At 51.1% G+C, this 15226-nt stretch carries 16 protein-coding genes; 15 read left to right on the forward strand and 1 reads right to left on the reverse strand.

What is annotated here, in order from left to right:
* Positions 1-4: 4 nt before the first annotated feature.
* From trmD to pgeF, 7 genes are all read left to right on the forward strand, one after another.
* A complete protein-coding gene (gene trmD / locus PGS38_RS00865) occupies positions 5-1129 on the forward strand; it encodes a tRNA (guanosine(37)-N1)-methyltransferase TrmD (protein WP_117760368.1) in 1125 nt (374 codons plus the stop codon).
* Between the two features lie 88 nt (positions 1130-1217).
* Positions 1218-1565: a 50S ribosomal protein L19 gene (gene rplS, locus PGS38_RS00870; protein ID WP_022461510.1), complete on the forward strand. Its 348-nt coding sequence runs from the start codon at positions 1218-1220 to the stop codon at positions 1563-1565.
* An 81-nt stretch (positions 1566-1646) separates the two neighbouring features.
* Positions 1647-2207, forward strand: a complete 561-nt coding sequence (gene lepB / locus PGS38_RS00875; protein WP_243038274.1) for a signal peptidase I — start codon at positions 1647-1649, stop codon at positions 2205-2207.
* Between the two features lie 24 nt (positions 2208-2231).
* The gene (gene ylqF, locus PGS38_RS00880) at positions 2232-3074 is read left to right on the forward strand and encodes a ribosome biogenesis GTPase YlqF (RefSeq protein ID WP_055226467.1); all 843 of its coding nucleotides are present in this window, start codon (positions 2232-2234) and stop codon (positions 3072-3074) included.
* Between the two features lie 36 nt (positions 3075-3110).
* A complete protein-coding gene (locus tag PGS38_RS00885) occupies positions 3111-3878 on the forward strand; it encodes a ribonuclease HII (protein ID WP_055266587.1) in 768 nt (255 codons plus the stop codon).
* Between the two features lie 35 nt (positions 3879-3913).
* A complete protein-coding gene (locus PGS38_RS00890; protein WP_022461514.1) occupies positions 3914-4276 on the forward strand; it encodes a YraN family protein in 363 nt (120 codons plus the stop codon).
* A 13-nt stretch (positions 4277-4289) separates the two neighbouring features.
* Positions 4290-5144: a peptidoglycan editing factor PgeF gene (gene pgeF / locus PGS38_RS00895; RefSeq protein ID WP_270475752.1), complete on the forward strand. Its 855-nt coding sequence runs from the start codon at positions 4290-4292 to the stop codon at positions 5142-5144.
* A gap of 98 nt (positions 5145-5242) precedes the next feature.
* Here the strand turns inward: pgeF and PGS38_RS00900 are convergent, their stop codons facing one another.
* Entirely contained in the window at positions 5243-6406 is a 1164-nt protein-coding gene (locus PGS38_RS00900; protein WP_055226464.1) for a ribose-phosphate pyrophosphokinase, read from the reverse strand.
* A gap of 223 nt (positions 6407-6629) precedes the next feature.
* Between PGS38_RS00900 and PGS38_RS00905 the strand changes: the two genes are divergently transcribed.
* The 8 genes from PGS38_RS00905 to PGS38_RS00940 all read left to right on the forward strand — a co-directional run bounded on the left by PGS38_RS00905 (position 6630) and on the right by PGS38_RS00940 (position 15210).
* Positions 6630-8024 carry a DUF512 domain-containing protein gene (locus PGS38_RS00905; RefSeq protein WP_117509054.1) on the forward strand — a complete coding sequence of 465 codons (1395 nt, stop codon included), beginning with the start codon at positions 6630-6632 and terminating at the stop codon, positions 8022-8024.
* Positions 7978-9306 (forward strand): ribosome biogenesis GTPase Der, encoded by a 1329-nt coding sequence (gene der, locus PGS38_RS00910; protein WP_022461518.1) that lies wholly within the window; start codon positions 7978-7980, stop codon positions 9304-9306. Before PGS38_RS00905 ends, der begins: the two co-directional genes overlap by 47 nt.
* Positions 9307-9312: 6 nt before the next feature.
* Positions 9313-9960, forward strand: a complete 648-nt coding sequence (plsY, locus tag PGS38_RS00915) for a glycerol-3-phosphate 1-O-acyltransferase PlsY (protein ID WP_117509053.1) — start codon at positions 9313-9315, stop codon at positions 9958-9960.
* 3 nt (positions 9961-9963) lie between these two features.
* Complete coding sequence (locus PGS38_RS00920; protein WP_118639897.1) at positions 9964-10977, forward strand: NAD(P)H-dependent glycerol-3-phosphate dehydrogenase; 1014 nt, start codon at positions 9964-9966, stop codon at positions 10975-10977.
* A 188-nt stretch (positions 10978-11165) separates the two neighbouring features.
* Positions 11166-12689, forward strand: coding sequence for a 4Fe-4S dicluster domain-containing protein (locus PGS38_RS00925; RefSeq protein WP_022461521.1), 1524 nt, complete (start codon positions 11166-11168; stop codon positions 12687-12689).
* A gap of 25 nt (positions 12690-12714) precedes the next feature.
* Entirely contained in the window at positions 12715-13797 is a 1083-nt protein-coding gene (locus tag PGS38_RS00930) for an ABC transporter substrate-binding protein (RefSeq protein WP_242998333.1), read from the forward strand.
* Positions 13775-14557: an ABC transporter permease gene (locus PGS38_RS00935; protein ID WP_118639896.1), complete on the forward strand. Its 783-nt coding sequence runs from the start codon at positions 13775-13777 to the stop codon at positions 14555-14557. The genes PGS38_RS00930 and PGS38_RS00935 overlap by 23 nt, the downstream gene beginning before the upstream one ends.
* Positions 14554-15210: an ATP-binding cassette domain-containing protein gene (locus tag PGS38_RS00940; RefSeq protein ID WP_070100780.1), complete on the forward strand. Its 657-nt coding sequence runs from the start codon at positions 14554-14556 to the stop codon at positions 15208-15210. Before PGS38_RS00935 ends, PGS38_RS00940 begins: the two co-directional genes overlap by 4 nt.
* Positions 15211-15226 lie beyond the last annotated feature (16 nt).

Here is a 15226-nt window from a genome sequence, read left to right on the forward strand (position 1 = left end):
AACGATGAAATATCATATTCTGACGCTGTTTCCCGAGATGATCGAGCAGGGGCTGCACACCAGCATCCTCGGAAGAGCCATCAACAACGGCTATATTTCCCTCGAGACGACGAATATCCGGGATTTTTCAGCAAATAAATTCAACCGCGTGGACGATTACCCGTACGGCGGCGGTGCGGGCATGGTCATGGAGGCGGAGCCGGTGTTCCGCGCCTACCAGTCGGTAGCCGAAAAGATCGGGAAAAAGCCGCGCACGGTCTATCTGACACCGCAGGGAAAAGTACTGAACCAGACGATGGTGGAAGAGCTGGCGCTTGAGGACGATCTTGTGCTGCTCTGCGGCCACTATGAGGGCATCGATGACCGCGTACTGCAGGAAGTGGTAACGGACTATATCTCGATCGGGGATTATGTTTTAACAGGCGGAGAACTCGGTGCAATGGTGCTGGTGGATGCGGTATCGCGGTTTGTGCCGGGTGTCTTAAGCAACGAGGAATCTTCGCAGTTTGAGTCACTGCAGGACAACCTGCTTGAGTATCCGCATTACACAAGACCGGAGACATGGCACGAGAAAAAAGTTCCGGAGGTGCTTCTTTCCGGTGACCACAAAAAGATCGAAGCATGGCGTCATGAGGCATCCCTGGTGCGGACAGCCGAGCGGCGGCCGGACCTTCTGGAAAATGCATTCCAGATTTCCTGCGCATGCAATGAAAAAGAGGAATCGTCTGCCTGGGCGCACGATCTTTTGGCAGGCATGACACGCTATGGTGTAAGCCTTGATCTCGGACGAAAGAAGATCCGGAAACAGAAAAATCTGTTTGATGACCATGATTTGCTGATTCTGCAGCTTCCGGGAACGCTTGAGGAGGGTATGAAAGCAAAGAGCGAGTATATCCGCAGCTTTGCCGGAAAAGAAACACCGCTGGTGTTTTTGTGCCCGGACGGATTCTCGGAAGAGGAAGAAAAACTCGAAGAGCAGCTGGAAAAAAACGGTTTCCGTCTGGTCGCACGGCTTACCGGCATACCGTCCGCGGACGGCCTGCAGCGGTTTTCTTTCGCGCTTCGCAGTCTGCTGTACAGCGGCGAATGGAAAGTGAAAAAAATACTTGCATCTGCGGATGCATTATAGTATAATATATTTTGTTGTGAGTAAAGAGATGGTCCGCTGTTGCAAAAAGGCATTAAGAACATCCAGGGTAAAAAAAGGAGATAAAGAAATGAACGACATTATTAAGAAAATCGAAGATGCACAGTTAAAAGCAGAAGCACCGGAGTTCCGCGTTGGTGATACCGTTAAAGTTTACGGTAAAATCAAAGAGGGTAACCGCGAGCGTATCCAGGTATTCGAAGGCGTTGTCCTGAAAAGACAGGGCGGCGGAAGCAAAGAGACCTTCACTGTTCGTAAGAGCTCTAACGGCGTAGGCGTTGAGAAAACATGGCCGGTACACTCTCCGAACGTTGAGAAAGTAGAAGTTATCAGACGTGGTAAAGTAAGACGTGCGAAACTGAACTACTTAAGAGACCGTGTTGGTAAAGCAGCGAAAGTGAAAGAGCTGGTAAAATAATAAGTCGTTAAAAGGATGGCCGGAGGAACATGAGCAATTGTGTTTCTCCGGTTTTGTCTTACGGAGAATTACACTATGGGTATGAATACCAGATATGTAAAAGAATATTTCTACAAGAAAAAGATCCGTTCCATGCTTGTATGGAATCTGGAAATCATCGCAGCGATTCTTCTTGCGGCGGCATTTTCCTGGTTTTTCTGCAGAAGTGTCGTGGTGCAGGAGGGCTCGATGGAGCCGACTCTCGTGCCGGGGGAGCGTGTGCTGATGGACTCCGCCTGGTACCGCTTAAGTTCTCCGAAACGCGGGGATATCATCGCGTTCCGGACGAGTGAGGACAAGAAGGCGAGCATCCACATCAAGCGTGTGATTGCGCTGCCGGGCGAGACGGTACAGATCAAAGACGGACAGATCCTCATCAACGGGGAAGTCTATAATGAAAAAGATGAATTTCCGGCCATCACAAACGCGGGACTTGCCTCCGAGCCGATCACGGTCGGGAAGGGACAGTACTTTGTGCTCGGCGACAACCGGAACAACAGCGAGGACAGCCGCCACAACGGCATGGGACTCGTGGATTCGGACCGCATTGTCGGAAAGCTCTGGTTTACGATTTCGCCGTGGAAGAAAATCGGTTTCGTGTAAACGCAGCATAGAAGGAGAAGAAACATGAATTATCAGTGGTACCCGGGTCATATGACGAAGGCCCGCAGACAGATGCAGGAAGACTTAAAGCTCATCGACCTGATGATTGAGCTGGTCGATGCGAGAGTTCCTGCAGCGAGCCGCAACCCGGATATAGATGAACTTGGAAAGAACAAAGCACGGCTGATCCTGCTGAACAAATCGGACCTTGCCGATGAGCGCGGAAACGATGCCTGGATGGAATATTTCAAGGGAAAGGGATATTCTGTTGTGAAGGTCAATTCCCGTTCCGGAGCCGGCATGAAAGCGATCAACAGCGCCGTACAGGAGGCCTGCAAAGAGAAAATCGAGCGCGACCGCAAACGCGGCATCCTGAACCGTCCGGTCCGCGCGATGGTTGTCGGTATTCCAAACGTCGGAAAATCGACATTTATCAATGCGTATGCGGGCAGAGCCTGTGCGAAGACCGGAAACAAACCGGGCGTCACGAAGGGAAAACAATGGATCCGTCTGAGCAAACAGCTGGAGCTTCTGGACACACCTGGTATCCTGTGGCCGAAGTTTGAGGACCAGCAGGTGGGACTGCATCTTGCGATGATCGGTTCCATCAACGATGAGATCCTGAACGTGGAGGAGCTGGCGCTGTCCGTCATCGATTATCTGACGGCAGAATACCCGGGAACGCTGGAGAAACGCTTTGGCTTTGAAGGCATGACGGATCGTGTGGAAATCCTGGGTGAGATTGCGCGTGTGCGCGGCTGCCTGAAAAAGGGAAATGAGCTCGATTACGAAAAAGCAGCACGGCTTCTGATGGATGATTTCCGGAGCGGAAAGCTCGGCAGAATCACGCTGGAAAAACCGGAATAAATGGATTTATCAAAATAAAAAATGCGGAGAACAACGATGACAGAGAAAAAACAATCGATATCCGCCATACGGGAAATTTTTGCGGCAGCTTCGGAGACGGAGCTGCCCGCCCTTTATCTGGAATATGAAGAGGATTCCCGTGCCGGCGTACAAAATCTGATTCAAAAATACCAGAAACAGGAGGAGGCCTTAAAAAAAGAGCGCGAGCGCACGGAACAGATGAAGATCTACGAGCACAAATATGAGGATCTTGGCTGGATCTGCGGCATCGACGAGGTCGGAAGAGGCCCTCTGGCGGGCCCTGTGGTCGCAGGTGCGGTCATTCTGCCGCGCGACAGTAAAATCCTGTATCTGAACGATTCCAAGCAGCTGACGGCCAAAAAACGCGACGAGCTGTACGATGTGATCATGCGCGAGGCAGTGGCCGTCGGCATCGGCTATGCCTCCCCGGCGCGGATCGACGAGATCAATATTTTACAGGCAACGTACGAGGCGATGCGGGAGGCGATCAGCAAGCTTTCCGTGAAGCCGGATGTACTCTTAAACGATGCGGTGAAAATCCCGCAGGTGGACATCCGCCAGGTGCCGATCATCAAGGGAGATGCCAAGAGTGTTTCGATTGCGGCGGCAAGTATTGTTGCGAAGGTGACAAGGGACCGCCTGATGGAAGAGTACGACAAGGTGCTTCCGGGCTACGGTTTTGCATCGAACAAGGGCTACGGTTCGGCAGAGCATATCGCTGCTTTAAAAGAAATCGGCCCGTCACCGATCCACCGGCAGTCGTTTATCGGCCATTTCGTGTAAAGGCACTGCATCAAAAAAAGGAGAGGGTATCGCATTTGAACCAGCGGGAAGTAGGAACGAGACAGGAGAGCCGTGCGGCAGAATATCTGGAAAGCCTGGGATATCACATCCTGGTGCGGAATTTCCGGTGCCGCTTCGGTGAGATCGACCTGATCGCAAAACAGGACGACACATACATTTTTATCGAAGTAAAATACCGCACCGGCCGGACAGCCGGAGACCCGACAAGCGCCGTGGATGGAAAGAAACAGAAGAAAATTTCAAAAACAGCAGATTACTACCGCATGCTCCACCAGATCCCGATGGATGTGCCCTGCCGTTTCGACGTCGTGGCAGAGACACCGGAGGAGATCCGCGTCTATGCGAACGCGTTTTATTATCAGGGGAGCGGCTGGTAGGAAGGGAGTTTTTATGATACCAATTCAATGGAAACAAAACGATAAAAAAACGATGCATGTCAACGAGGCGGAAAACGGCGTGGTCTATCTGACCTGGCCGGCGATTGAGAAAATTGAGGGCATCCGCCATGCATTTTCCACACGGATCGGCGGGGGGAGTAAGGAACATCTTTCCAGCATGAATCTCAGCTTTTCGCGCGGCGACGATCCGGCGAATGTGCGGGAGAATTACAGAAGATTCTGTGAGGCGGCGGGGTTTGAAGTGGAAAACATTGTTACCTCCGATCAGGCACACACAACGAAGGTCCGTTATGTGATGAAAGCAGACTGCGGCAGCGGCGTGACAAGAGACCGCGATTTTCATGATATTGACGGTATGATCACTGACGAGCCGGGCGTCGTACTTGCGACATTCTATGCGGACTGCGTGCCGCTCTACTTTGTCGACCCGGTACACCGTGCAATTGGACTTTCACATTCCGGCTGGCGTGGAACGGTCCACAAGATGGGACAGGCAACGCTCGATGCGATGCACGAACGGTTTGGAACAGAAGCAAAAGATGTGATCGCCGCCGTCGGCCCGTCGATCTGCCAGGACTGCTACGAGGTGAGCGGTGACGTGATCGAAGAGTTCCGGGCAGCATTCCCGGAAACACTGCATGAGAAACTGTTCTACGGAAAACCAGATGGAAAATACCAGTTAAATCTCTGGGAGGCGAATCATCAGATCCTTCTTGCAGCAGGAGTGCCGGAGAAGCAGATTCATCTGCCGAACCTCTGCACCTGCTGCAACCCGGATTTCCTGTATTCCCACCGTGCATCGAAGGGAAAAAGAGGAAACCTCGCGGCATTCCTTTCCCTGGTCTGAAAACAGGATCGAAAACAGAATAGAAAGCATCAAAAAACGGACCTGGAAAAAACAGATCCGTTTTTTTTGCTGTATGCATCCGGCGGACACAAAATCGATTATCTGTGTTTTGCCAGCAGCTTATTGATTTTCTCTGTCGTAGACTGTACTTTTGCAACGGATACGTCGTGGTTAAGCGTATCAATGATGCTTGCCATATATTTGCTCATTTCAGCCGGCTCATACCAAGGGCGGGAAACGAGTTCCGGTGTCCGGTAGGTCAGGTCGGTGGTGATGACCTTGCTGATATAGCCTTTCTCATAGTAAGCGTCGAATTTCTCAAGACCGTCGGTGAAGAGGCCGAATGTGGTGCAGACAAAGACATGTTCCGCGCCGCGTTCTTTGACCTGTTTTGCAACGTCGAGCATACTCTCACCGGAGGAGATCATATCGTCGATGATGACAACATCTTTTCCTGCTACGGAATCACCGAGAAACTCATGTGCCACGATCGGGTTCTTTCCGTTTACGATGGTGGAGTAATCTCTTCTCTTATAGAACATACCCATATCGACGCCGAGCACGTTGGAGAAGTATACGGCACGCGCCATCGCTCCCTCGTCCGGGCTGATGATCATCAGATGATCGTTGTCAATCGTCAGATCCGGAACAGAACGAAGAAGGGCTTTTAAAAACTGGTAGGTTGGCATGAAGTTGTCAAAGCCGCCGAGCGGAATTGCATTCATGACACGAGGATCGTGCGCGTCGAAGGTGATGAAGTTGGAAACGCCCATATTCATCAGCTCCTGCAGAGCAAGTGCGCAGTCGAGAGATTCACGTTTGGTGCGCTTATGCTGTCTTCCTTCATAAATGAAAGGCATGATTACGTTGATCCGGTGTGCTTTTCCCGTTGCAGCAGCGATGATACGTTTCAGATCCTGATAATGGTCATCCGGTGACATGTGGTTCTCGTAGCCGCATACCTTGTAGGTGATGCTGTAGTTGCAGACATCGACCAGAATGTAAAGATCGGCACCACGGACAGATTCGTTGATCTTTCCTTTTGCCTCACCAGAGCCGAAACGCGGGCACTCGCAGTCAATCAGGAAAGAATCCTCGGAATATCCGGAAAAGGGAACTCCGTTGCGGCGCTCGGAGAGCTCTTTACGGAACTGAACCAGATACGCATCGACTTTTTTTGCCATTTCCATGCTGCCCGGCAGAGCGGCGAGCTTTAACGGGGCGACCGGAATGGAATTTTCAAGTAAATCTAAATTAGCCATACAAACCTCCAGTAATCGACATTTTTTACAAACCATTTACTTCCTATTTATATCATCTTGGGAAAGGGCGCGTCAAGCAAAAAACGAAAGAATCCTTGCTTTTTGTGCAGGTTGTTGTTATTATAATGAATGAATGCCCGGAAGGTATGCAAAAAAAGCACGCTTTTTACTGGGCAAAGAGAAGTTATAAAGAAGTAAATGGAAAGGCCAAAACGTAAGATCTGTGAAAAACAAGACGAAACACATTATCAAGACAATAGAACCGGGCAGTATTGCTGAAGAACTGGAACTCGAACCGGGAGATGAACTGCTCCGCGTGAACGGGGAAATCATCGAGGACGTCTTCGATTACCACTTCCAGACCAACGACACGTATCTGGAACTCACGATCCGGAAAAAGGACGGCGAGGAATGGGACCTGGAAATCGAAAAAGAGTATGACGAGGAAATCGGCATCACATTCGAGAACGAGTTCATGGATCAGTACCGTTCCTGCAGCAACAACTGCATTTTCTGCTTCATCGATCAGATGCCGCCGGGAATGCGTCCCACCTTGTATTTTAAGGATGACGATTCGCGTCTGTCCTTCCTGCAGGGAAACTATATTACACTGACCAACATGAGCGACCACGATATCGACCGGATTATCCGCTACCATCTGGCACCGATCAATATTTCGTTCCAGACAACGAACCCGGAGCTCCGCTGCAAAATGCTGCACAACCGTTTTGCGGGCAATATCTTTCCGAAGGTTCAGCGCCTTTACGAGGCGGGAATCGAGATGAATGGACAGATTGTGCTCTGCAAGGGATACAACGACGGCGCAGAGCTGGAGCGCAGTATTTCGGATCTGTCAAAATATCTGCCGCATCTGAAAAGTGTTTCGGTTGTCCCGGTCGGACTTTCGAAGTACCGCGACGGACTGGCGCCTCTGGAACCGTTTACCAGGGAGGATGCAAAAGAAGTTCTTGCCACGATTCACAAATGGCAGAAAAAGCTGTATGAACAGTGGGGACTTCACTTTATCCATGCTGGTGATGAATGGTATCTGCTGGCGGGAGAGCCGATCCCGGAGGAGGAAAATTACGATGGCTATATCCAGCTGGAAAACGGAGTGGGAATGCTCCGGCTTCTGGAGGACGAGGTTGCGGAAGAACTTTCGAAACGAGAAGGGGACGACCGTCACCGCCATGTAACGATTGCGACCGGAAAAGCTGCGGCGCCGTCGTTGGAAAAACACATGCAGAAAATTCGTGAAAAATATCCGAATGTACAGGCGGAGGTTATCACGATTATCAACTATTTCTTTGGAGAATCCATTACCGTATCCGGTCTGATTACCGGAAAGGATCTGATGGAGCAGTTAGAGGGAAGAGATCTTGGCGACTGCCTGCTGCTTCCGTGCAACATGCTCCGTTCGGGAAAAAACGTCTTTCTCGATGATGTGACGGTGGAAGAGGTGGAAGAGCGCCTGAAAACACCGGTACAGATTATCGATGAGCCGGGCAGCGACCTGGTGAAAGCCGTTGTGGAGGAAAACCAGGAGACGATACACAGAAGGAGAACAATGTATGAGCAAGCCGATTGTAGCAATTGTGGGCCGGCCAAACGTGGGTAAATCCACCCTGTTTAATGTATTAGCCGGAGACAATATTTCGATTGTAAAAGACACACCGGGTGTAACCCGTGACCGTATTTATGCCGACGTGGAGTGGCTGAACCACAAATTTACGCTGGTAGACACCGGCGGTATTGAGCCGGAATCCAAAGATATCATTCTCTCCCAGATGAGAGACCAGGCGCAGATCGCCATTGATACCGCAAATGTCATCATCTTCATCACTGACGTCCGTCAGGGCCTTGTAGATGCCGATGCAAAAGTAGCTGATATGCTCAGAAGAAGCCGCAAGCCGGTTGTGCTGGTGGTCAACAAAGTCGACAACTTCGACCGTCAGATGATGGATGTTTATGAATTCTATAACCTCGGCATCGGAGAGCCGCACGCCATTTCCGCATCCGGAAAGCTCGGCATCGGCGATATGCTCGATGAGGTGACAGGATATTTTGATCCGGAGATGGAAAACGAGGAGGAGAGCGAGATTCCGCGCATCGCCATTGTCGGAAAACCGAATGTCGGAAAATCCTCCCTGGTCAACAAACTGCTGGGCTCGAACCGTGTCATCGTATCCGATATCGCCGGAACGACGCGCGATGCGATCGATACCACGATCATGCACAATGGAAATGAATATATTTTCATCGATACCGCAGGTCTTCGAAAGAAAAACAAGATCAAAGAGGAGCTGGAGCGGTACAGCATCATCCGTACAGTATCTGCCGTAGAGCGCGCAGATGTCGTCGTTCTCCTGATCGATGCAACCGAGGGTGTCACCGAGCAGGATGCCAAAATTGCCGGTATCGCCCATGAGCGTGGAAAAGGTATGATCATTGCGGTAAATAAATGGGATGCCTTGGAAAAAGATGACAAGACGATCTACCGCTTTACCGAAAAAGTAAGAAATACATTGGCTTACATGCCGTACGCAGAGCTTCTTTTCATCTCTGCGAAGACAGGACAGCGTCTTCCGAAGCTGTTCGAGACGATCGACATGGTTCTGCAGTACCAGAACCTGCGCGTACAGACCGGTGTCCTGAACGAGATTCTGACCGAGGCAATGGCAATGCAGCAGCCGCCGTCAGACCGTGGAAAACGACTGAAAATCTACTACATGACACAGGTTTCGGTCAAACCGCCGACATTTGTTATTTTCGTCAACGACAAAGAACTGATGCATTTCTCCTACGTTCGATATCTGGAGAATAAAATCAGAGAGTCGTTCGGCTTCCGCGGCACACCGCTGAAATTCATCATCAGAGAACGAAAAGAGAAGGAGCAGTAAAGAGTTATGGTACGGATCATATGCCTTTTGATCGGATACGCATTTGGCCTTTTTCAGACCTCATATATTTATGGAAGGACGAAGGGAATTGATATCCGGGAACACGGCAGCGGAAACGCAGGAACGACCAACGCGCTCCGGACTTTAGGGAAAAAAGCAGGCGCCATCACGCTTGCCGGCGACTGCATCAAATGCATTCTGGCGGTCCTGACGGTACGCCTGATCTTCGGTGCATCGCACCCGGAAATGCTGAAACTGCTGACGGTGTATGCTGCGGCCGGAACGATTCTCGGCCACAACTTCCCGTTTTACTTAGGCTTCCGCGGCGGAAAAGGAATCGCTGCGACCGCGGGTCTGATTATCTCGTTTGACTGGAGAATCACGCTGGTCTGTGCAGCGCTGTTTTTCCTGAATCTTGCAGTAACACACTATGTTTCCCTCGGTTCCATGATGGTTTACGTTGTCTTTTTTGCAATGGCCGTTATCATGGGACAGGCGGGCTGCTTTGCGCTAGAACCGCCGTATCTCTATGAGATGTACGTGGTGATCGCACTTCTTGCCGTGCTTGCCTTCTGGGAGCACCGTGCAAACATCAAGCGTCTCATCGCGGGAACAGAGCGGAAAACGTATTTATCCAAAAAGTCGGAGAAATAAAATATGGCAAAGATTAGCATCATCGGAGCAGGAAGCTGGGGAACTGCCCTCGGCCTCCTGCTCTGCAACAACGGGCATGACGTGACGATCTGCTCGGAAAATGAAAAGGAAATTGAGAGCTTAAAGGAACACAGAGAGCATCTGACGAAGCTTCCGGGCGTAAGACTGCCGGATGAAATGAAGTTCACCTGCGATGTGCGCGGCTCCCTTTCCGGACAGGACATCCTTGTGATGGCAAAAGCATCCCCGTACGTGCGAACCACATGTAAAAAGTATGCGGCGGATATTCCGGACGGCCAGCTCATCGTCAATGTGGCAAAAGGCGTGGAAGCCGATACCCTGATGACGATGTCTCAGATCATCGAGGAGGAAGTGCCGGGAGCGAATGTCGTTGTTCTCTCCGGACCGAGCCACGCAGAGGAAGTCGGCCGCGGCCTGCCGACCACGATCGTTGTCGGCGCGCATGACCGCGAGAGCGCACTGTATGTGCAGAATGTGTTCATGAGTCCGGTCTTCCGCGTTTACACAAGCCCGGACATCACGGGAATTGAACTTGGCGGAGCTCTGAAAAATGTCATCGCACTGGCAGCCGGAACGGCGGATGGTCTTGGCTACGGCGACAATACGAAAGCGGCTCTGATTACCCGCGGGATCGCGGAAATTGCACGGCTCGGCACGGCGATGGGTGCCCATGCGGAAACCTTCTACGGTCTTTCCGGTATCGGCGACCTGATTGTAACGTGTGCTTCCGTTCACAGCCGGAACCGGAAAGCCGGATACCTGATCGGCCAGGGCAGAACGATGCAGCAGGCGATGGATGAGGTTCAGATGATCGTCGAGGGCGTCTATTCCGCAAAAGCGGGTCTTACCCTGTCGAAAAAATTCGGAATCGAAACGCCGATCATTCAGGCAGTCAATCAGGTTCTGTTTGAAAACAAAAACCCGAAACAGGCTGTGGATGAACTGATGCAGCGTATGAAAAAAGACGAACTCGCCCCGGATCTCTGGGAGCGGTAAAAATAAGAAACCTGTCACTTCTGTGAAATGATACAGAGACGGCAGGTTCTTTTTTTGTGCAGACCGAAATTTTTCAGCAAAAATACGGGAAAAAGATGACAATACTTTCGAAATCAAGTATAGTAATAGAAAGCGGAATAATTTTAACTGAAAAGATGCGGAGGAAAATACAGCAGGAGGAAGAAAGAATGAGAGGAGTAGAAACAAGAATTCAGGAAATCCGCCATGCCATTTTTACGGAAGTTGCAAAAATGGCGTATGACGTGGACTCCCCGGTGGAAAAGACGATCGAGGAAATTCCTTACCGTGTAATTCCCGGTGAGGTCGGAAATTTTAGAAATGATGTGTTTCTGGAGCGGGCGATTGTAGGAGAGCGGCTTCGCCTTGCAATGGGACTTCCGTGCAGAAGCGCGGCAGAGCACGCCCCGATCTCGGACAATATCAAACTGGCGGACCAGGCGGAGACGTATTATACACCGCCGCTCATTAATGTCATCAAATTTGCATGCAACGCCTGTCATGAAAAACGGGTTCTGATCACGGAGGGATGTCAGGGGTGTCTTGCACATCCGTGCGTGGAAGTCTGTCCGAAAAAGGCCATTACGCTGGACCGCACCAATGGACGATCCTATATTGATCAGGATAAATGCGTCAAATGTGGTCAATGTGCCAAGGTATGCGGATACCAGGCTATTATCATTCAGGAGCGTCCGTGTGCGAGAGCCTGCGGAATGGATGCCATCGGTTCAGATGAGAACGGAAAAGCGGATATCGATTACGAGAAATGTGTATCCTGCGGCCAGTGTCTCGTCAACTGCCCGTTCGGCGCTATTTCGGACAAATCCCAGATCTTCCAGGTAATCCGTGCGATCCAGTCGGGAGAGCGCGTCTATGCAGCGCTGGCACCGGCGTTTGTCGGCCAGTTCGGACCGAAAGTAACGCCTGGAAAACTGCGTGCGGCGATGAAAAAGCTCGGTTTTGCGGATGTCTTTGAAGTTGCGATCGGAGCGGATCTCTGTGCGGCACAGGAGGCAGAGGATTTTGTGAACGAAGTTCCGGAGAAACTGCCGTTTATGGCGACATCCTGCTGTCCGGCCTGGTCTGTAATGGCGAAGAAACTGTTCCCGGATTACGCAAACTGTATCTCGATGGCACTGACTCCGATGACGCTGACGGCGCGTCTGATCAAGAAACACAATCCGAATGCGAAGGTTGTCTTTGTCGGACCGTGTGCGGCGAAAAAACTGGAGGCCATGCGCCGGTCTGTCCGCAGTGAGGTGGACTTCGTTCTGACGTTTGAAGAGATGTCGGGCATTTTCGATGCGCGCCAGGTAGATGTGAGTGCACTTGAGGAAGATCCGGACGGCGTCAGCGATGCATCGGTGGACGGAAGAAACTTTGCTGTCTCCGGCGGCGTTGCAAAATCTGTGGAAAATGTAATCCGTGAAAAATACCCGGACCGCGAAATCAAGATGGCAAATGCAGAAGGTCTGAAGGAATGCCGGAAACTGCTGACAATGGCGAAGGCCGGAAAGTACAACGGTTATCTTCTCGAAGGCATGGCCTGTCCGGGCGGATGCGTGGCAGGAGCCGGCACGATGCAGTCGATCAAAAAGTCACAGGCGGCAGTCAACAAATATGCGGCGCAGGCAAAACACAAGATTTCCAGCCAGACAGAATATGTAAAAGAACTGGACAAGCTGGTAGACTAAAAAGAACAGCAAGGTGGAGAAAAAAGTGAAAAAGAAAAGAAAGATGGGCTTTGCGGCAGCGATTCTTGCAATGGTACTTTTGTTTGCAGGATGCGGCCAGACAGAGACAAAGACGGAGAGCAGCGGGACAAAAAGCACAGGATCAGAAAGTACAGTATCAGAAAGTACGCAGACAGAGAGCAGCACAGCGGCATCGGAAACAGAAGATGAGACACTGGTCCATGTGCTTGCATTAAAAGGACCGACCAGCATGGGAATGGTAAAAATGATGAGCGATAACGACAGCAAAGAGTCACCTGCGGACACGTTTGAACTTGCCGCTGCCCCGGATGAGGTCAGCGCAAAACTGGTACAGGGAGAGGTGGATATCGCCGCGGTTCCGGCGAACCTTGCAAGCGTACTCTACAACAAGACAAACGGCGGCGTGCAGGTGCTCGCAGTCAATACGCTCGGTGTCCTTTATATCGTCGAGGACGGCGATACCGTACATTCCATTGCGGATCTGAAAGGCAGAACCATTTATGCGGGCGGCAAAGGTGCAACTCCGGAGTATGCTTTGAATTATATCCTCGAAAAGAACGGCCTCGTACCGGGTGAGGACGTAACGATCGAGTGGAAGAGCGAACACGCCGAGTGCGTGGCAGCACTTGCAGAAGATGCCGATGGAATCGCCATGCTGCCGCAGCCGTTTGTAACGACGGCACAGACGAAAAAAGAAACGCTGCGCACCGCACTTGACCTGACCGAAGAATGGAACAAAATCCAGGAGTCCGAAGGAACGGCGAGCACACTGGTGACAGGTGTTACCGTTGTGCGCACTGCCTTTGCCAAGGAGCATCCGGAAGCAGTTGCAGACTTCATGGAAGCTTACCAGGCATCCGTATCCTACGTAACCGAAAACACGGATGAGGCGGCAAAACTGATCGGGGATTATGACATTGTTCCGGAGGCAGTCGCAAAGAAAGCGCTTCCGGCATGCAACATTGTCTGCATCACCGGTGATGAGATGAAAGAGAAGCTTTCCGGTTATCTCGGTGTACTCAAAGACCAGAACCCGGAGGCAGTCGGAGGAGAACTTCCAGGAGATGACTTCTATTATTCCGAATAAAAACAAAAAAGAGAAACAGAGAAAAACGAAGCTCTGGCCGATCGTGTTCTGGCTTATGATCTGGCAGGCGGTAAGCGTTTTTGTCGGGCAGGAGATCCTTCTGGCATCTCCTGCTGCTGTTTTGAAACGCCTTTTTACGCTTGTAACAGAACAGGTCTTCTGGCAGTCCCTGCTGTTTTCCGGAGCACGCATCGGAGCCGGATTCCTTCTTGGTGCGGCGGCGGGAATTGCAGGAGCTGCACTTGCCGGTCGGTTTTCCATTGCAGAAGAACTCCTGACGCCGCTGGTTGCAGCAGTGAAAGCAGTGCCGGTCGTTTCTTTTGTGATTCTGATCCTGATCTGGGTTTCTTCGAAGAATCTTTCGGTTGTGATTTCGTTTCTGATGGTATTTCCGATCCTGTATACAAACACGCGGAACGGCCTACGGGAACTGGACACAGCGCTTTTGGAGATGACAGACGTTTTTCAGGTTCCGCGGCCGGTGCGGCTGCGCTGGGTGATCCTGCCGCAGCTGTACCCATATATCCGGACGGGATGTTCACTTTCCCTCGGCCTTTGCTGGAAGGCCGGAACGGCAGCAGAAGTAATCGGCATTCCGAACCGATCCATCGGAGAGCATCTGTATCAGGCAAAAATATATCTCGACACACCGGGACTCTTTGCCTGGACGGCAGCGATCGTGTACGTCAGCTTCTGTCTCGAAAAAGCTGTTTTAAAAGGAATGGATCTTGCAGAAAAAAGGATGCTGGTGATGAAATGAGAGAAGATACGATTGAAATCTGCCATCTGAAAAAAGCGTATGGAGAACACGTTATTTTTTCGAATCTTACGATGGAACTGAAAAAAGGAGCAGTGACCTGTCTGATGGCTCCTTCCGGGGCTGGAAAGACAACCCTGCTGCGGATTCTGGCAGGCCTGGAGCAGGCGGACGGCGGAAAAATCGGGGGACTGGAAGCCTTAAGAAAAAGTATGGTTTTTCAGGAACCGCGGCTGGCAGAAGAACTGACAGCTGCAGCCAATATCCAGCTCGCGGTAAGGCGCCGCATGTTTGGAAAAGAAAAAAGAAGCTCCCGTCATCTTGTGGAGGAGATGGAGGAACTCGGCCTTTCGGGCTGTGAAAACCAGGCTGTATCGGAACTGTCGGGCGGCATGCGCCAGCGGGTGGCGGTTCTGCGGGCCATGCGCATGGACGCAGATTTCCTCCTTTTGGATGAGCCGTTCCGGGGACTGGATGCGGGGACGAAAAAGAAAACGATGAACTATATCCGCAGAAAAGGAAAAGAAAAAACGATGCTTCTGGTCACGCATGATTTAGAAGAAGCCGAAGCAATGGGGGACTGGATCTGCACCTGCAGCAGACTGGATGGTATCCTCGAAATAAAGAGAAACAGAAAAAGCAGCACAGAAATCTGAAACGGAAAGAAACAGA

The organism is Fusicatenibacter saccharivorans, from assembly GCF_027667425.1.
GTDB lineage: Bacteria > Bacillota > Clostridia > Lachnospirales > Lachnospiraceae > Fusicatenibacter > Fusicatenibacter saccharivorans.